We start from the raw sequence: 17,393 nt of genomic DNA on the forward strand, positions 1-17,393 counted from the left end.
CACGACGCGGGGATCATCCCCGCTCGTGCGGGGAGCACGCTTGCTGACCTGCGCAAACACACGTCGATGAGCGGTTTCGGCATCACTTCTCTACCACGCCCACGTCTCGTTTGTGAAAGACGCCATCCCCGTCTACGCCGACTCCCCCGAGCACTCCGCTGCGCTCCGTGCAGGGAGGTACCCCCACCACCGGCAGATCCACGCCGGACACCTCGAATGCCGTATCAACCCCGTCAACGGCGTCCCCGAATTCCGACGACCCGGCACCCGACAATGGAAACGCAACCACCGATGGCGACCCTGATCATGACCGCGGACGTAACCTGGAGGCGAGGTGGTTCAATGACGCGTGATGACAGCCGTCAACGCGCCATGCGCTACCGCATCGGTGACGAGGACCCGCCGGCTTCCGAAACTGAGCAGAGCGAGTACGAAGCGGGCCGCGAACGCCGTCTCGAAGCGCAACCGTTGTGGATCGACCAGCAGATCCGCTCAGCCATGGCTCGCGGCGACTTCGACAACCTCCCATACGCTGGCAAGCCCCTGCCCGACCGGCTTCTCAGGAACGACCCGGACTGGTGGGTCAAACAGCTCATCGAACGCGAACGCGTCAGCGGAGTCCTTCCCCCAGCACTGCAACTGCGCAAGGACGACGCAGCCCTGGACAGTCTCCTCGACGCCATCTCCTCGGAACGGCGAGTCCGGGAGGAGATCGAATCGTTCAACGCCCGCGTCATCGAGGCCCGGCGGCAGCTCCTCGGCGGCCCCCCGGTCGTCACCCCTCTGCGCGACGTCGAGGCCGAGGTCACCGCCTGGCGAGAACGCGCCGAACACCGTCGTGTCGCTGCGCAGCACCATGACGACACTCCAACCAGTCGGTCACCACGCCGGCGCTGGCTCCGGCGCCGGAGCGCATGACTCTACATATCGAGCTCCCAGGCCGATACGACCTCCACCGCTCCCTGAGCCCGCTCCGACGTGGTCCGTACGACCCGACGTTCCGGCGACGAGGCGACGAGATCTGGAACGCTGTCCGCTCGCCGGAAGGACCCGCCACCCTACGCCTCCGGCAGCTCACGCCCGCCCTCGTCGAAGCCGACGTATGGGGTCCCGGTGCCGAATGGGCCGCACACCGCCTACCCGAGCTGCTCGGTGCCGCCGACGATCCCGAGAGCTTCACCCCCTCGGACGCATTGCTGGCCGACCTCCACCGCCGCACGCCAGGCCTACGCCTGCCGCGGACGCTGCGCGTCCTCGACGCCCTCGTCCCCGCGATCATCGAGCAGAAAGTCCTCGGCGTGGACGCGTTCAACGCCTGGAGCCGCATCCTGCGCCATGCGGGCACCCCCGCGCCCGGCCCGGCGCCCGCCGGGCTCCTCGCCCCACCCGACGCCACCGGCTGGTCCTCCATCCCCGCTTGGGAATGGCACCGAGCAGGCGTGGGGCCACAACGCTACCGCGCCATCCAGGCGGCGGTCCGCGTCGGAGAACGACTTCAGCAGCTGCCCTCCGAACGCCTGCCGGCAGGCCTCTCCCCCATCCCCGGCGTCGGCCGCTGGACCATCGCCGAGACGATCGTCCGGGTCCATGGTGACAGCGATGCCGTGCCGTGGGGCGACTACCACCTCGGACGCCTCGTCGGGACGGCCCTCGCCGGACGCATCGTCGACGACGACGCCACCATCGCCCACCTGCTCGCCCCCTACGCGCCCCACCGATATCGCGCCCTGCGTCTCCTCGCGCTCCACATCAGAGTCCCCCGTCGAGGTCCCCGGCGCGCCCGCGTCGACTACCGCGCCCACTAGGGTGAGCTCCTCAACGAGCGGCACCCCCTGAACCGTCTGACACTAGACGCGTGGAGCAACGATTCGTCGGGCATATCGCCGGCATGGGCACCACCTCAGGCACCCGGCTCGTGGTCGGCGTGTGGGAGCACTCCCCCTTCGGTCGCTTCTGCGATGTGATGGTCGAGGAAACCACCGGACACCGAACCCTCCTCGCTCCCACGCCCGACACCGCCGACTACGTGTCAGCCACCTATGCCTTCGACTCCGTCGACATCGCACCAGTGACCCTCACCGTCGACAACGCGCTCTGGGCGGTCCGGCATCGAGCGCTCACCCTCGACTGGCAGGTCGGCAGACGTCGACTGCTCGGCGCGCTGCTTCACCTCGTCCCCTCCGGGCTCCGTGAGAAGGAAACGTGGGCCCAGGCCATCGACCCAGTCGCACGCATCGTGCAGCCAGGCGTACGTACCCACGGGACGGCCGGAAACGACCGGACCGAGTGGTACGCCGCCGACGATGTCCATGCCATCATCGCCGCGACCGGAACCTGGCGCGGTGCCTCCCTCGGCACGCTCACACCGCTGAGACCGCCCGTCTCCTTCGGATTCTCCTCCGCGCCCCGCAGCCCGTCCCTGACAAGCGTGACGAGCATCGTCCGCGATGACGACACCCATTAGAGTGCCGAGCATGGACGCCCAGATCAGGACCGAAGGCGAGTTACGCGAGATCCTCGGAGAACCGCACCCGCGCATCCGCGACAAGGACCGTGACCGGCTGGCCGACGTCCATCGGACCTTCATCGAGGCCTCGCCCTTCTGCCTCGTGGCGACCAGCGGCGCCGACGGCAGCTGCGACGTGTCGCCCAAGGGCGATCCCGCCGGCCAGCTCGCGACCGTGCTCGACGACCGCCATCTCGCGCTCGCCGAGCGTCCCGGCAACCGCCGTGCCGACGGCTTCGTCAATCTCCTGACCAATCCGCACATCGGGCTGATCTTCGTCGTCCCGGGACGCGGCGACACCCTCCGGGTCAACGGCACCGCGCGGCTGCTGCGCGACGCCCCCTACCGGGACCGCCTGGAAGTGAAAGGGCACCGCCCGCAGATCATCTGCGAGGTCGAGATCGAACAAGTCTTCTTCCACTGTTCCAAGGCATTCCTGCGTTCTCGGATCTGGGACCCGGAGTCGTGGGACGTGGAGTCAGTCCCCTCGCGGGCGCGGATCGCGCACGCCGTGGAGCGCGCCGATGAGCCCCTCGCCGATGTCGTCGCCTACTACGAGAGCCCGGAGTACGCGGCGAATCTCTATCGCTGATCGCGCACCGCGGCGCCCTTCGCGCGCGCCGCATCGGCGAGATCCTCCTGGAACCGCAGAACACGTTCGGTCAACTCGGTGTCCCCGGCCGCAAGCATGCGCACGGCCAGCAGTCCGGCGTTGCGGGCATTGCCGATCGAGACGGTGGCGACGGGCACCCCGGCCGGCATCTGCACGATCGAGAGCAGCGAGTCCATGCCGTCGAGATACTTCAACGGCACCGGCACGCCGATGACCGGCAGGGGGGTGACGGCGGCCAGCATGCCGGGCAGATGCGCAGCTCCCCCGGCTCCGGCGATGATCGCCTCGAGACCCCTGCCGTGAGCTTCGCGACCGTAGTTGAGCATCTCGGTCGGCATCCGGTGGGCCGAGACCACGTCGGCCTCGTAGGCGATGTCGAACTCCGCCAAGGCGTCCGCGGCCGCTCGCATCGTCGGCCAATCCGAGTCCGACCCCATGACGATCCCGACGCGTGGTCGTGGGTTCATTGCTCTCCTCCGCCGGTGAGAATCGCGGCGCTGCGGCGAGCACGCGCCAGAACATCGTCGAGATCGTCGCCCACGGCCGTGACATGGCCGACCTTGCGGCCCGGCTTCACGGACTTGCCGTAGAGGTGGATCTTGACATCGGGTTCGGCGGCCAGGGCGATTGCGCGCTGAGCCCGCAGATCGGTGACGCTACCGCCCAGCACGTTGACCATGACGGTCCACGGTTGGCGCGGCCGGGGTGAGCCGAGGGGCAGATCGAGCACGGCGCGCAAGTGATTCTCGAACTGACTCGTCAGCGCGCCGTCGATGCTCCAATGCCCGGTGTTGTGCGGGCGCATCGCGAACTCGTTGACCAGCACGCGCCCGTCCTCGGTCTCGAAGAGCTCCACCGCGAGCATGCCGACGACATCGAGCCCCTCGGCGACGGTCAGGGCGATATGGCTCGCGGCCTCGGCGAGCTCGTCGTCCAGACCGGGGGCCGGGGCGATGGCCTCGACACAGATGCCGTCGGACTGACGGGATTCGACCACCGGATAGGCGACCGTCTCGCCGGACGGCCGACGGGCGATCTGGGCCGAGAGCTCACGAGTGAAGGGGACGAGCTCCTCGGCCAGCAGCCGGGCGCCGCGTTCCCGCACCGCGGAAAGCGGCTCGTCCAGGTCATGGGCTGCATCGACTCGCCAGACCCCCTTGCCGTCGTAGCCGCCGCGCGTGGTCTTGACGATGAAGGGCCAGCCGACCTCGTCCCCGAAGGAACGGAGCTGATCGGGTGCCTCGGCATCGGGCTCGACGATGCGAAAACGGGGGCCGGGCACTCCGAGCTCATCGAGTTTGAGCCGCATGTCGCCCTTGTCCTGGGCGTAGATCAGGGCTTGCGGGCCGGGACGGCAGGCGACTCCTTCGTCCTGCAGCGCCCGCAGATGCGCCGGAGGCACGTGCTCGTGGTCGAAGGTCACCGCGTCGGCGCCCGCGGCGATCCGGCGCAGCGCCTCCAGGTCGGTGTAGTCCCCCACCTCGTGGTCGACGATCACCTGGGCGGCCGACACATCCGGCCCCTCGGCCAGCAGGCGGATGTCGATACCCAGTGCGATGGCGGGCTGTTGCATCATCCGGGCGAGTTGTCCGCCACCGATCACAGCGAGTTCAGGCACGGGTATCACCCTAGCGAGCCCCGTGGCGGCCAGCTCAACGGCTGCGGAAGCCGCGCCGCTCCGACACCGTGATCGGCGAGACATTGCCGAACCCGCGCAGCAGGCGTGGCGGAAGGACCCGTGTCTCGAAGTCGTCGCCGAGCCGGTCGGCAGTGGTCTTGTCGATGAGGACGCGGTTGCTGCGGGCGACGTGGGAGAGCCGGGCCGCGAGGTTGACCGGTGGTCCGAAGACATCGCCCAGGCGGCTCAACACCGATCCGGTGGCCAGTCCCACTCGCAGGCTGGGCAGCCCGTCACTGGTGGAGAGCCGTCGGACGATCTCGAGCGCGATACGCGTCGCCTGGACCGGATCGGGGCAGACGTAAAGCACGGCGTCGCCGAGGGTCTTGATGACCCGGCCGCCGTGCGACGTGATGAGGTCGGTGGCGCGGGTCTCGAAGGTCTCGACGATCCGGGCGAGGCCGGCGTCGTCCAACTCGTTCGACAGCGCCGTGAATCGCGAGAGGTCCGCGAAACCGACGGACATCGTGGTGGAGAGCAGCTCCTCGTCAAGCGCGCCCTGAGCCTCGAGTCGGGACGCGGCGGCCGCCAGGTGGCGTCGCCAGGCGTGGATCATGAGCTGCTCGAAGGCCGGGCCGGCCGTGGCGACGAGCGCCATCGCCGCCTCCATGCGGTTGCCGGCACGTCCCTCGTCGACATCGTGTTCCAGCTGGTCGACGAGCGTCGAGACCTGCCAGTCGGCCAGACGCGCCATCGTCTGCCCGACGGCGCGCGTCAGCCGGAAGGTGGTGTCCTCACCGAGCACACCATGGTCGATGGCGGAGGCCACGATCGCGACCGCCTCGGCATCCGACTCGCCGAAGGCGGCATCCTCCCCCGGGTCCGGGAAGCCCAGCGCGCGCCACAAACGCCGGGTGTTCTCCGGGGACAGGCCCCCCTTCTCGGCGACCTCGTCGCTGGTCAGCTCGAGCCGGGAGCCGAGGATGAGCGAGACGAGCTCGTCGCGCTCATCAGCTCGATTCGCCACGAGGAACCTCCTGATGCGTGTCGTGGGCGTCGAAGACCAGTCCGCTCACGGTGCGGTGAAAGCGTTCGATGCGCGGGATGTCGTGGAGTTTGAGCCCCTCCTGCTGCGACGCATCGTGCACGACGAGCGTGCCACAGCCGAGGAGGCGATCGTTCAGATGCTTCTCGTAGTTCACGTCGTTGATGCGCATGAGCGGGATCACCCGGCCGGTGCGGGTGAGGATGCCGCGCTGCTCGACGATTCGCAGATTCGTCAGCGTGTAGGTCCACAGGTACCAGCGCAGGAACGGGATCAGCGTCGTGATGACGAACAGCACCGCGGCGACCGCGATGACGATGCCGCGGGCCCAGCCGTCGCCGCGCGAGCCGATGAAGCCGACGGCGAATCCGGCGACGCCCATGAGCACGAGTCCGAGCAGGAACGGAACGAAGAGGACCTTGATGTGGGTGCGCGTCTCCTCGACGACTTCCTCTCCGTCGAGAAGGAGCTTGCGCGACAGGCTCATGCCGGCACCTGCCAAGAAAAACGTCGAGGATGGGCAGACGCCGACATGACCTCCACCACCGATCGCTCGCTACGCTCACTCATGAGGCCGATTCTGTCATGTGCGTATCGCGGCGGGAATGTTCACGACACGACCGTCTCAACCGGCCGGCCGGACATGGACGACGTCGCCTGAGCTGAACGGCGCGCCGTCCACGATGAGCCGACCGTCGCCGTCGACGGTCTCGGCCGTGCCCACGAAGGGGTCGCCTCCCGGCCGCTCGATGCGCACGTGCTGGCCCAGCGTGACGCATCGTTCCAGGAAGGCCTCGCGGATCGCCTCGATCGCGTCGGGGCGCGGATCCTCCCACCGTGTGAGCCAGTGGTCGAGGCCTTCCAGCAGCTCGACCAGCACGGCCCGACGGTGCAGGCCGCGTGCGCCTTCCAGGGCGAGAGAGGTCGCCGTCGTGGTCGGGAGCTCGTCGCGACGCGCGGCGATGTTGAGCCCGATGCCGATCACCGCGCCGGCGGCGAGCCCCGGGGTCTCGACGCGTTCGAGCAGGATGCCGCAGATCTTGCGGCCGTCGACGAGGACGTCGTTCGGCCACTTGATTCCGCCACCGCGCACCCCACGGGCACGCACGAGATCGTCGACCGCGAGTCCCGCGACCAGGGGCAGCCAACTCCAGCGGCCGATGGGAACGACCGGTCTGATGAGCGCGGAGACGGCGACCCCCGATCGGCCGGGGAGCGCGAAGCTGCGACCGAGCCGTCCTTTGCCGGCATCCTGTCGATCTGCGGCGACCACCGAGCCTGTGGGGGCGCCGTCCCGTGCCATCGACGCGAGGTCGGTGTTCGTGCTCGACGTCCGCTCCGGCGCCACGATGTCGCCACGCCAGCGCGTGTGCGTCAATCGTGCTCGCAGCTCGTCGGCGGCGAGGGGACTGCGGGACAGATCACAGGGACCGGGTGGGGGCGAGAAGGTCACGGTCTAAGGTAAGCCACATGACCGACGCAGCACCCGACGTCCAGCTCGAGGCACATCCCGAGCTCCACACCACCGCGGGCAAGCTCGCCGACCACGAGCGCCGCACCCACGAGGCCACCGTCGAGATCGCCGAGCGCGCCGCGGAGAAGCAGCATGCCAAGGGCCGCCAGAGCGCCCGCGAGCGGATCGAGCAGCTCCTCGACGAGGGCTCCTTCGTCGAGCTCGACGCCTTCGCCCGGCACCGCGCCACCGCCTTCGGCCTGGATCAGAACCGGCCCCTCGGCGATGGCGTGATCACCGGCTACGGCACGATCGACGGCCGCCAGGTCTGCGTGTTCAGCCAGGACTTCAGCGTCTTCGGCGGCAGCCTCGGCGAGGTCTACGGCGAGAAGATCACCAAGGTGATGGACCTGGCGATCAAGGCCGGCTGCCCGATCATCGGCATCAACGAGGGCGCCGGCGCCCGCATCCAGGAGGGCGTCGTCTCCCTGGGCCTGTACGGCGAGATCTTCCGCCGCAATGTGCACGCCTCGGGTGTCATCCCGCAGATCAGCCTCATCATGGGCTCGAACGCCGGCGGGCACGTCTACTCCCCCGCGGTCACCGACTTCGTGGTGATGGTCGACCAGAAGTCCAATATGTTCATCACCGGTCCGGACGTCATCAAGACCGTCACCGGCGAGGACGTCTCGATGGAGGACCTCGGCGGCGCGCGCACCCACAACACCAAGAGCGGCAACGCCCACTACATGGGTGCCGACGAGGAAGACGCGATCGAGTACGTCAAGGCGCTTATCAGCTTCCTCCCGCAGAACAACATGGAGGAGCCCGAGCCCTTCGACGAGGTCATCGACCTCGAGCCGAATGACGACGATCTCGCCCTCGACACCCTGATCCCGGATTCGGCCAACCAGCCGTACGACATCCGCACGGTGATCGAGACCGTCCTGGACGATCAGGACTTCCTCGAGGTCCAGCCGCTGTTCGCCCCGAACATCGTCATCGGCTTCGGTCGGGTCGAGGGCCGCAGCGTCGGGGTCGTGGCCAACCAGCCGATGCAGTTCGCCGGCACGCTCGACATCGACGCTTCGGAGAAGGCGGCCCGTTTCGTGCGGACCTGCGATGCCTTCAACATCCCGATCCTCACCTTCGTCGACGTGCCCGGCTTCCTCCCCGGCACCGATCAGGAGTGGAACGGCATCATCCGCCGCGGCGCCAAGCTCATCTACGCCTACGCCGAGGCCACGGTCCCGCTCGTCACGGTCATCACCCGCAAGGCCTACGGTGGCGCCTACGACGTGATGGGCTCCAAGCACCTGGGCGCAGACGTCAACCTGGCGTGGCCCACCGCCCAGATCGCCGTCGTCGGCGCCCAGGGCGCGGTCGGCATCCTGTACCGCCGCGATATCGCCGGAGCCGATGACCCCGACGCCCGTCGCGCCGAGCTCATGACCGAGTACGAGGACACGCTGTGCAATCCGTACGTGGCGGCCGAGCGCGGCTATGTCGACGCCGTCATCCGGCCGAGCAGCACCCGCGCGGAGGTCGCCAAGGCACTGCGTCTGCTGCGCACCAAGCGTGAGTCGCTGCCGCCCAAGAAGCACGGGAACATCCCGCTATGAGCGACGAGCAGCAGGATCAGCCGCGCCCCGTTCTGCGGGTCGTCAAGGGCGATCTCACCGAGGAGGAGCTCGCCGCACTCGTCGCGGTGGTCTCCGTGCGCAACGCGGCGGCCGCCCATGCGGCTGCCCGTCGCCCGCGGCGAGTCCGCTCCGAGTGGGGCCACCCCGCGCGGCAGCATCGCACCGCGCTGCGTGTCGGGCCCGGCCAGTGGCGGGCGAGCTCCTGGTGACTCCTCTCGTGCTCGCCTCGGCCTCCCCGGCACGGCTGGAGACGCTGAGGCGAGCAGGGGTGGAACCCGAGGTGATCGTCTCGGGGGTCGATGAGACCGAGGTGCTGGCGGCCACTCCTGGTCAGCTGGCGTCGTCGCTCGCGCAGATGAAGTGTCGAGCGGTCGCGGTCGATCATCCCGATCGCCTCGTGCTCGGCTGCGACTCGGTCCTGGAGTTCGATGGCGAGCCGCTGGGCAAGCCCCATGACCCGCGGGTCGCTCGCGAACGCTGGCGAGCCATGCGTGGCAATGCGGGAGTGCTGCACACCGGGCACTGTGTCCGCCTGGGTGACGATGAGGTCGTCCGCTCCGTGGCCACGCGGGTCCACTTCGCCTATGTGACGGACGACGAGATCGACGCCTATGTCGCCACCGGCGAACCTCTGCAGGTGGCAGGGGCCTTCACCATCGACGGTCTCGGCGGAGCCTTCATCAGCCGCATCGAAGGCGATCACCACAATGTGACCGGCCTCAGCCTGCCGGTTCTGCGCGACATGCTGCACGATTTCGGTATCGTCTGGACCGATCTGTGGAGCGTCCGCTGACCGAACTCGGGGAATCGACGCGCGGTCTGCCGTGGTGCGGCGACGATCCGGCTGACGGGCCTTCTTAGTCGACCGGCAGCCCGAGCCCGCGAGCGATAAGCATCCGCTGCACCTCGCTGGTGCCCTCGCCGATCTCGAGGATCTTGGCGTCGCGGTAGAAGCGTGCGACCGGGTACTCCTCCATGAAGCCATACCCGCCGAAGATCTGCGTGGCGACGCGCGTGGCCGTGACCGCGGCTTCGGAGGTGTAGAGCTTGGCGATCGAGGCCGCCTGCTTGAACTCCGGACCTGTCCGGCCGGCGTCCTTCATCGCCGCGGCGCGGTAGGTCAGCGCACGGCCCGCGGCAGCCATGACGGCCAGATCGGCGATCTGGAAGGCGACGCCCTGCTTGCTGCCGATCGGGACGCCGAAGGTGTGTCGCTCCCCCGCGTAGTCGCGGCAAAGCTCCAGGCAGCCCTCGATCAGCCCGACCGCGAGCGCAGCGATGGCGACCCGGCCATCGTCGAGGGTCGCGAGGAACTGGGCGTAGCCGCGTCCCCGCTCCCCGAGCAGGTGATCCTCCGGCACCCGGACATCGGTGAAGGTGAGCGGATGGGTGTCGCTGATGTGCCAGCCGAGCTTGTTGTAGGAGCGCTCGGCGACGAATCCCGGCGTGTCGCTCGGCACGATGATCGCCGAGATCTCGGCTCGCCCGCCTTCGCGTTCGCCGGTCCGAGCCGTGACGGTGACCAGTGAGGTGATGGCACTGCCGGAGTTGGTGATGAACTGCTTGCTGCCGTTGATCACCCAGCTCCCGTCGTCGAGCACAGCTCGTGTCGCGGTCGCACCGGCATCGGATCCCGCGCCCGGCTCGGTCAGGCCGAAGCCGGCGAGAGCCCGACCGGCGACCAGGTCGGGCAGCCAGCGTTCCTTCTGCGCGTCGGAGCCGAAGGTCAGGATCGGGCTGATGCCCAGACCGACGCCGGCCTCGAGCGTGATGCCGATGGACTGGTCGACGCGGCCCAGTTCCTCGATGGCCACGCACAGGCTGGTGAAGTCCGCGCCCGCTCCCCCGTACTCCTCCGGCGCGGTCAGCCCGAAGAGCCCCAGATCCCCCATCGCCTGGATCGCGTCGACCGGGAAGTGATGGTCCCGGTCCCACTGAGCCACGTACGGGGCGATGCGCTCGGCAGCGAAGTCGCGCACGACATGCCGGAAGTCCTCGTGCTCACGCGACAGTTCGAAGTCCATGCGGTCAGGTTAACACCCATTAACTGGACGACGGGAAGCGCTCGCCGCCTCAGCGCACGGGCCGAGGGCACGGCGCGCGCGTGACCCGGATCACGCAACGCCCATGTCCTGAGACCTGGGACACCTCGTACCGAGCGCACGCCCTAGACTCGGCCTGCAGCCGCTGCTGCGTCGACGACAAGGAGTTCATGTGACGACGCCGTTGAAGAAGGTACTCATCGCCAACCGTGGCGAGATCGCGGTCCGAGTGATCCGCGCGGCCAGGGATGCCGGGATCGGTAGCGTGGCGGTCTACGCCGAGCCCGACCGCGACGCGCTGTTCGTGCGGCTGGCCGATGAGGCCTACTCGCTCGAGGGAGCCACGCCCGGCGACTCCTACCTCTCCATCGAGAAGATCATCGCCGCCGCCGAGCGCAGCGGCGCCGACAGCGTGCACCCCGGCTACGGCTTCCTCGCCGAGAACGCCGAGTTCGCCCAGGCCGTCATCGACGCCGGGCTGATCTGGATCGGCCCCTCCCCCGACGCGATCGAGGCCCTCGGCGACAAGGCCAAGGCCAAGCACATCGCCGAGCGCGCGAAGGCTCCGCTCGCTCCCGGCACCAAGGATCCGGTCACCGGAGCCGACGAGGTCGTCGAGTTCGCGCAGGAGAACGGTCTCCCCGTCGCCATCAAGGCGGTTTTCGGCGGCGGTGGCCGCGGCCTGAAGGTGGCTCGCACGATCGAGGAGATCCCTGACCTCTACGAGTCCGCGGTCCGCGAGGCCGTCTCGGCCTTCGGCCGCGGCGAGTGCCTCGTCGAGAAGTTCCTCGACAAGCCGCGCCACGTCGAGACCCAGTGCCTTGCCGACAAGCACGGCAATGTCGTGGTGGTCTCGACCCGAGACTGCTCGCTGCAGCGGCGTCACCAGAAGCTCGTCGAGGAGGCCCCGGCGCCGTTCCTGAGCGACGAGCAGCTCACGACCCTCTACGAGTCCAGTAAGGCCATCTTGCGCGAGGCCGGCTATGTCGGGGCGGGCACCTGCGAGTTCCTCGTCGGCAGCGACGGCACCATCAGCTTCCTGGAGGTCAACACCCGCCTGCAGGTCGAGCACCCGGTCTCCGAGGAGGTCACCGGTCTCGACCTGGTCCGCGAGATGTTCCGTATCGCGGCGGGCGAGGAGCTCGGCTACGACGACCCGGAGATCCGCGGGCACTCGATCGAGTTCCGTATCAACGCCGAGGACGGCGGCCGCGGCTTCCTGCCCGCGCCGGGCACGCTCACCGCCTGGGATCCGCCGGCCGGACCCGGTGTGCGCGTCGACTCCGGTTATGTGGTCGGCGAGACCATCCCCGGCGCTTTCGACTCACTGGTCGCGAAACTCATCGTCACCGGCGCCACGCGCCAGCAGGCGATCGAGCGCTCGCGACGCGCCCTGGCGGAGTTCGTGGTCGACGGCATGCCCACGGTGATCCCCTTCCACGCGAGCGTGCTGAACGATCCGGCGTACACCGCCGAGAACGGCTCCTTCGACGTCTACACCACCTGGATCGAGACCGACTACGACAACCAGCTGGAGCCGTACTCCGGTGCCGTCGGCGAAGCGGACGAGGCCGGTGAACGTGAGCGCGTGACGGTAGAGGTCGGCGGCAAGCGCGTCGAGGTCGTCCTACCCGGCGGTCTGGGCGCTGCCGCCGCCCCCGCGGCGCAGAAGAAGGCCAAGCGCAAGGCAGGCTCCGGCGGCGGCGCGGCCGTCAGCGGCGACTCCCTCACCTCGCCGATGCAGGGCACGGTCGTCAAGCTCACGGTCGAGGACGGCCAGGAGGTCGCCGAGGGCGATCAGGTGCTGGTCATCGAGGCGATGAAGATGGAGCAGCCGATCACCGCGCACAAGGCGGGTGTCATCACCTCGTTGGACGCCGAGGTCGGCGCGACCGTCTCGGCCGGTGCCGTGATCTGCGAGATCAAGGACGCCTGACCTCCGACCGACGACGAAGGGCTGCTCCCCTGCTGGGAGCAGCCCTTCGTCGTTCGCGAGGTCTAGAAGCCGAACCAGTTCGACTTGAGTCCGAAGGCCGTGCGGGCCCCGTTGCCGGTGATCTCGACTGAGCCGCTGCTTCCCGTGATGCGGACCTTGTCGACGCGCCCGCCCATGGATCCGTAGCCATTGCGTGCGGTGACCTGGATGCTCCGGGCAGTGCCGATCTGCGGGTAGGCCCGCTTGACGGCATCGGCACTGATGGTGGTCGTCCACGAGTGATTGGGATTGCTGGAAACGGCGTCCCAGTCGTCCTTCACCGGTTTGAGGTAGGGATGGTCCTTCGGATAGCTCGGCCAATTGGTGTACCCACCCGACGAGCTGGAGTACTGAGTGAAGGCCGGCGTGTTGCCGTACATCAACACCTGACCTCGCGTCGCGTCGATCGCGGTGTTGGTTGCCGCGGCCTCCGCGTTGTACCCGCCGTAGACCTGGCACGCGGTGGTGTCGCAGATGTCGTAGGCCGGGCTGCTCGGGTTCATCGTGCGAACGGTGTAGGTGCGCGCGGCGACCGCCTGGGAGCGCAACGCTTGCTGATGCCAGCTCGACGGCATCTCGCGAGGCACGACGCCACGGATGTAGTCGTCGAGGCTGAACAACTCGTTCACGGTCGTGCGAGCCGATCCCGAGCCGGTCCACCATCGGATGACGCCGCGGAAGGTCCGGTCCTGGGAACCGAAGAGGGCCGTCACGGTCCCACCGTCGACACCGAATTGCACGTCTCCGCGCCACGTCCCGCCGTGGTTATGCCACGTCCCGCCGGTGTTGTAGCGCAGCTGGTTGCGCGACGAGTCCCCGGCGCGCACCACCTGCCACAGATCGACATGGCGTCCATCGGGACGCGCGGGCAGGACCTTGTTCGGCCCGCCCCCGGCGCTCTGCACCATCAGCCCGCTCTTCGGGCGCACGGTGAGCGCGTCCGTGGGCGCTCCGCTGATCTGCACCCGCACACGGGCGCTGCGTGTCGCGAGCTTGGTGCCCGGGTAGTAGTGGCTCAAGATCTGCTGGTAGCTGTTGCCCTGCAACGCGCCGCCCTGTGCCCCGTACTGGCTCATGCCCACGCCGTGACCGTAGCCGTGCCCCTTCATGGTCACCGAGCCGTTCGAGAAGGTCGCTGAATTGCTCGAGCCCGCGGCGGCAGTGGTCGTGAACTGGAGGTTGGGCTTGGAGTAGTCGCTCTGGGCGTAACCGGAGGCGACTGCCGAGATGGTCGCCGTGTAGGTGGTACCCGGCTTCAGGCCGGGGATCTTGACGCTGGTCGCGCCCTTGGCGGTGTCGAGGCGTATCGGCGTGCTGCTCGCGGTATCGCGCCAGTAGATCCGGTACGACTGCGCCTTGGGGACGGCCTTCCACGACAAGGTCGCCGAATCGGTGGTGACCGCAGACCTGGTGAATCCGGTCGGCTTAGCCAGCTTGGCCAGCGGAGCGAACTGGAGGTTGGGCTTGGAGTAGTCGCTCTGGATATGACCGGGAGCCATGGCCGAGATCGTGGCCGTATAGGTGGCACCGGGCTTCAGACCGGGGATCTTGACGCTGGTCGCGCCCTTGGCGGTGTCGAGGCGTATCGGCGTGCTGCTCTTGGTGTCACGCCAGTAGATCCGGTACGACTCGGCATTGGGGACGGCCTTCCACGACAAGGTCGCCGAATCCCCGGTCGCGGTGGTCCTCGTGAAGCCGGTCGGTGTGGCCAGCTTGGTCAGCGCGGTGAACTGGAGATTCGGCTTGACGTAGTCGCTCTGGATATGACCGGGAGCCATGGCCGAGATCGTGGCCGTATAGGTGGCACCGGGCTTCAGACCGGGGATCTTGACGCTGGTCGCGCCCTTGGCCGTGTCGATCTGGATCGGCTTGCTGCTCTTGGTGTCACGCCAGAAGATCCGATACGACTGCGCATTCGGCACGGCCTTCCACGACAACGTCGCCGAATCCGCCGTCGCCGCGGTCTTCGCCAGCCCGGTCGGTGTGGCCAGCTTGGTCAGCGCGGTGAACTGGAGATTCGGCTTGACGTAGTCGCTCTGGGCGTAGCCCGAGCCGAGTGCCGAGATCGTCGCGGTATAGGTGGCGTCAGGCTTCAGACCGGGGAGCTTGACGCTGGTCGCGCCCTTGGCCGTGTCGATCTGGATCGGCGTGCTGCTCTTGGTGTCACGCCAGAAGATCCGATACGACTCGGCATTGGGGACGGCCTTCCACGACAACGTCGCCGAATCCGCCGTCGCCGCCGTCTTGGTGAAGCCCGTCGGTGTCGCCAACTTGGTCAAGGTGGTGAACTGGTGGTTGGGCTTGACGTAGTCGCTCTGGGCGTAACCCGAGCCGAGTGCCGAAATCGTGGCCGTGTAGGTCGCACCGACCTTCAGTCCAGTGATCTTGGCGCTGGTGGCACCCTTGGCCGTGTCGATCTGGATCGGCGTGCTGCTCTTGGTGTCACGCCAGAAGATCCGATACGACTCGGCATTGGGGACGGCCTTCCACGACAACGTCGCCGAATCCGCCGTCGCCGCCGTCTTCGTGAGGCCCGTCGGTGTCGCCAGCTTCGTCAAGGGACCGAACTGGAGGTTGGGTTTCACATAGTCGCTCTGCAGATGTCCGGGGGCGAGAGCGGAGATGGTCGCCGTATACCTGGACCCCGATGTCAGGCCGGGGATACGAACACTCGTGGAGTTCGTGTCGATCTGGATCGGTGTGCTGCTCTTGGTGTCACGCCAGAAGACCCGATACGACTGCGCATTCGGCACAGCCTTCCACGACAACGTCGCCGAATCCGCCGTCGCCGCTGATCTCGTGAAGCCGCTCGGGGCGGCCAGCTTGGTCAGCGCCGTGAACTGGACGTTGGGCTTCACGTAGTCGCTCTGGAGGTACCCGGGGGCGAGAGCGGAGATGGTCGCCGTGTACGCGGCATCGGGCTTGAGGCCGGGGATCTTGACGCTGGTGGAGTTCGTGTCGATCTGGATCGGCGTGCTGCTCTTGGTGTCACGCCAGAAGACCCGATACGACTGCGCATTCGGCACAGCCTTCCACGACAACGTCGCCGAATCCGCCGTCGCCGCGGATTTCGTCAAGCCCGTCGGTTTCGCCAGCTTCGTGGGCTTTGGGGGGCTACTGTGCATCAACTTGTCGACATCGGCGCGCAGGCCGTTGCCGGCGTTGAGCCAGTCCAATCCGTAGCGACCGGGGCAGGCGGTGGACATCCAGTTGCGGTGGCCGTTGACGGTGAAGTTGGTGCGGCCCGCCAGGGTGACCTGGGTCAGCGGCTTGAGACCGAAGCGCTGCAGGCGCCAGGCGGTGAGCCGGCTAACAGTGCTCCGCAGCGTGTTCCACTCGCCGTTCCAGATATTCGCGGTCTCGAAGTTGCCCATCATCGCGATGCCGGTGCTGTTGTCGTTCACCGCGCCGACACCCGCGTGGGCGCCCCGCCGGTGCCCGGCGATGCTGCCCGCGCGACCCTCGAAGATCTGGCCGTACTTGTCGACGAGGAAGTTGTAGCCGATATCGCACCAGCCGTTGGTGACGATGTGCATCGTCTGGTAGCTGCGGACGATGCCCGCGGACTGAGCCTTCGAGTAGGAGTTGGCACCCGCGGTGTGGTGGATGACCACGCTGCGCATCGAGCCCCGGGTGGCATCACAGCTCTGCCCGGGACCCGCACCCCAGCCGCTGCGGGAGATGATCGCCGGCTGTGCCACAGACGCGAAGCCCGTGAGCTCGCCTGCCTCACCGCCTTCGGGTGTCGCGACGTCCTCGGGCCCCGGGTCCACGGTGGTGATCTTCAGGTCGGGAAGCGCGCCCTGATCCGAGGTCACGCGCGCCCGCACACCGTCGGCGGGCTCCGAGGTCCACAGCGGATCGCTGGCCGAGGGTGAACCTTCACCGTCCGCGAGCGGCAGGTCCTCCCACTCGGTCCACTCGCCCGCGACACGCACGCTCATGACGATCGAGACACCGGTGGCCTCGACATCCTGGTCCCAGCTGACGGCTGCCATGTGGAACGGGCTGAGATCCACCTTCTCGAGGATCGAGTCGTCGGTAGCTGACAAGGCGCGGAGCGTGTCCTCGGGGACCTCCACGTTCTCCACGGTGACCAGGTCCGAGAGAGCTCCGTCGTCGACTCGTTCGGCCTTGAGCGCTCCGAGGATCGGCGCTTCGGCCGGAGGCGCGTCCTCGACCGGGGCGGAGGGAGCTTCTTCCGCCTGCGGTTCTGGAGACTCCGCGGGCGGCTGCTCCTCAACGGGTTCGGGAGACTCTTCTGCCTCCGCGGGCTCCGTACCCACCGTGGCCGCAGGCGTACCGGCAGGTGTCGGCTCGGCCACAGCGGGCTCGAAGGCGACGAGCACCAGCAGCAGGCTGATGAGAAGGGCGGCAGCGGAACGAAGCGACAGCAACCGAGAATGCATGGGGAAGTCCATTCCTGGGGCGTGTGTGACGAAAGTGAATCGTGTTGTCAGAGAGGATTATCACCTGAGATTCCGGGCAAACGCCAGCG

15 protein-coding genes and 1 CRISPR repeat array (1 of these 16 running past the window's edge) are annotated in these 17,393 nt (G+C 68.1%); of the genes, 8 read left to right on the forward strand and 7 right to left on the reverse strand.

Translation table 11 applies throughout. From position 1 onward, the window contains the following. Positions 1-38: a CRISPR direct-repeat array (repeat unit 29 nt; unit sequence GGGATCATCCCCGCTCGTGCGGGGAGCAC) (it extends 174 nt beyond the left edge of the window). Positions 39-342: 304 nt separating this feature from the next. The 4 genes from JL108_RS03725 to JL108_RS03740 are packed head-to-tail and all read left to right on the forward strand — an operon-like array spanning position 343 to position 3,098. After that, positions 343-918 (forward strand): DUF1992 domain-containing protein, encoded by a 576-nt coding sequence (locus tag JL108_RS03725; protein WP_205197148.1) that lies wholly within the window; start codon positions 343-345, stop codon positions 916-918. Further along, positions 915-1,805, forward strand: coding sequence for a DNA-3-methyladenine glycosylase (locus JL108_RS03730; RefSeq protein ID WP_205197149.1), 891 nt, complete (start codon positions 915-917; stop codon positions 1,803-1,805). The genes JL108_RS03725 and JL108_RS03730 overlap by 4 nt, the downstream gene beginning before the upstream one ends. 50 nt (positions 1,806-1,855) lie before the next feature. After that, a complete protein-coding gene (locus JL108_RS03735; protein ID WP_205197150.1) occupies positions 1,856-2,464 on the forward strand; it encodes a hypothetical protein in 609 nt (202 codons plus the stop codon). A gap of 10 nt (positions 2,465-2,474) precedes the next feature. Continuing rightward, positions 2,475-3,098 carry an MSMEG_1061 family FMN-dependent PPOX-type flavoprotein gene (locus JL108_RS03740; protein ID WP_205197151.1) on the forward strand — a complete coding sequence of 208 codons (624 nt, stop codon included), beginning with the start codon at positions 2,475-2,477 and terminating at the stop codon, positions 3,096-3,098. Here the strand turns inward: JL108_RS03740 and purE are convergent. From purE to JL108_RS03765, 5 genes are all read right to left on the reverse strand, one after another. Then, positions 3,089-3,586, reverse strand: coding sequence for a 5-(carboxyamino)imidazole ribonucleotide mutase (gene purE, locus JL108_RS03745; RefSeq protein WP_205197152.1), 498 nt, complete (start codon positions 3,584-3,586; stop codon positions 3,089-3,091). The genes JL108_RS03740 and purE overlap by 10 nt on opposite strands. Continuing rightward, positions 3,583-4,746, reverse strand: a complete 1,164-nt coding sequence (locus tag JL108_RS03750; protein WP_374190836.1) for a 5-(carboxyamino)imidazole ribonucleotide synthase — start codon at positions 4,744-4,746, stop codon at positions 3,583-3,585. The genes purE and JL108_RS03750 overlap by 4 nt, the downstream gene beginning before the upstream one ends. A 25-nt stretch (positions 4,747-4,771) precedes the next feature. Next, positions 4,772-5,764: an adenylate/guanylate cyclase domain-containing protein gene (locus tag JL108_RS03755; RefSeq protein ID WP_307837180.1), complete on the reverse strand. Its 993-nt coding sequence runs from the start codon at positions 5,762-5,764 to the stop codon at positions 4,772-4,774. Continuing rightward, the gene (locus JL108_RS03760) at positions 5,748-6,269 is read right to left on the reverse strand and encodes a PH domain-containing protein (protein ID WP_143912319.1); all 522 of its coding nucleotides are present in this window, start codon (positions 6,267-6,269) and stop codon (positions 5,748-5,750) included. The genes JL108_RS03755 and JL108_RS03760 overlap by 17 nt, the downstream gene beginning before the upstream one ends. A gap of 138 nt (positions 6,270-6,407) precedes the next feature. Beyond that, positions 6,408-7,235, reverse strand: a complete 828-nt coding sequence (locus tag JL108_RS03765) for a biotin--[acetyl-CoA-carboxylase] ligase (RefSeq protein WP_205197153.1) — start codon at positions 7,233-7,235, stop codon at positions 6,408-6,410. A gap of 17 nt (positions 7,236-7,252) precedes the next feature. Between JL108_RS03765 and JL108_RS03770 the strand changes: the two genes are divergently transcribed. Genes JL108_RS03770 through JL108_RS03780 form a run of 3 tightly spaced genes read left to right on the forward strand, consistent with a single transcriptional unit; the run spans position 7,253 to position 9,671 of the window. Further along, the gene (locus JL108_RS03770; RefSeq protein ID WP_143912322.1) at positions 7,253-8,857 is read left to right on the forward strand and encodes an acyl-CoA carboxylase subunit beta; all 1,605 of its coding nucleotides are present in this window, start codon (positions 7,253-7,255) and stop codon (positions 8,855-8,857) included. Beyond that, the gene (locus JL108_RS03775; RefSeq protein WP_143912324.1) at positions 8,854-9,087 is read left to right on the forward strand and encodes an acyl-CoA carboxylase subunit epsilon; all 234 of its coding nucleotides are present in this window, start codon (positions 8,854-8,856) and stop codon (positions 9,085-9,087) included. Before JL108_RS03770 ends, JL108_RS03775 begins: the two co-directional genes overlap by 4 nt. Next, the gene (locus JL108_RS03780) at positions 9,081-9,671 is read left to right on the forward strand and encodes a nucleoside triphosphate pyrophosphatase (RefSeq protein ID WP_205197219.1); all 591 of its coding nucleotides are present in this window, start codon (positions 9,081-9,083) and stop codon (positions 9,669-9,671) included. The genes JL108_RS03775 and JL108_RS03780 overlap by 7 nt, the downstream gene beginning before the upstream one ends. Before the next feature lie 64 nt (positions 9,672-9,735). Here JL108_RS03780 and JL108_RS03785 read toward each other — a convergent pair whose 3' ends face one another. After that, positions 9,736-10,902: an acyl-CoA dehydrogenase family protein gene (locus tag JL108_RS03785; protein ID WP_205197154.1), complete on the reverse strand. Its 1,167-nt coding sequence runs from the start codon at positions 10,900-10,902 to the stop codon at positions 9,736-9,738. 190 nt (positions 10,903-11,092) lie between these two features. Here JL108_RS03785 and JL108_RS03790 point away from each other — a divergent pair, with 190 nt between their 5' ends. Further along, the gene (locus JL108_RS03790) at positions 11,093-12,856 is read left to right on the forward strand and encodes a biotin carboxylase N-terminal domain-containing protein (RefSeq protein WP_307837181.1); all 1,764 of its coding nucleotides are present in this window, start codon (positions 11,093-11,095) and stop codon (positions 12,854-12,856) included. Positions 12,857-12,918: 62 nt separating this feature from the next. Here the strand turns inward: JL108_RS03790 and JL108_RS03795 are convergent, their stop codons facing one another. Beyond that, on the reverse strand, positions 12,919-17,304 hold the full coding sequence (locus JL108_RS03795) for a fibronectin type III domain-containing protein (RefSeq protein WP_205197155.1): 4,386 nt from the start codon (positions 17,302-17,304) through the stop codon (positions 12,919-12,921). Positions 17,305-17,393: the final 89 nt, after the last annotated feature.

Origin of the sequence: Aeromicrobium sp. YIM 150415 (assembly GCF_016918125.1) — a bacterium.
Taxonomy (GTDB): domain Bacteria; phylum Actinomycetota; class Actinomycetes; order Propionibacteriales; family Nocardioidaceae; genus Aeromicrobium; species Aeromicrobium piscarium.

Coding starts and splice junctions, on each gene's coding strand:
- JL108_RS03775 (WP_143912324.1), top strand. CDS start 8,854: ATGAGCGACGAGCAGCAGGATCAGCCGCGCCCCGTTCTGCGGGTCGTC.
- JL108_RS03760 (WP_143912319.1), bottom strand. CDS start 6,269: ATGAGCCTGTCGCGCAAGCTCCTTCTCGACGGAGAGGAAGTCGTCGAG.
- JL108_RS03785 (WP_205197154.1), bottom strand. CDS start 10,902: ATGGACTTCGAACTGTCGCGTGAGCACGAGGACTTCCGGCATGTCGTG.
- JL108_RS03730 (WP_205197149.1), top strand. CDS start 915: ATGACTCTACATATCGAGCTCCCAGGCCGATACGACCTCCACCGCTCC.
- purE (WP_205197152.1), bottom strand. CDS start 3,586: ATGAACCCACGACCACGCGTCGGGATCGTCATGGGGTCGGACTCGGAT.
- JL108_RS03795 (WP_205197155.1), bottom strand. CDS start 17,304: ATGCATTCTCGGTTGCTGTCGCTTCGTTCCGCTGCCGCCCTTCTCATC.
- JL108_RS03770 (WP_143912322.1), top strand. CDS start 7,253: ATGACCGACGCAGCACCCGACGTCCAGCTCGAGGCACATCCCGAGCTC.
- JL108_RS03740 (WP_205197151.1), top strand. CDS start 2,475: ATGGACGCCCAGATCAGGACCGAAGGCGAGTTACGCGAGATCCTCGGA.
- JL108_RS03725 (WP_205197148.1), top strand. CDS start 343: ATGACGCGTGATGACAGCCGTCAACGCGCCATGCGCTACCGCATCGGT.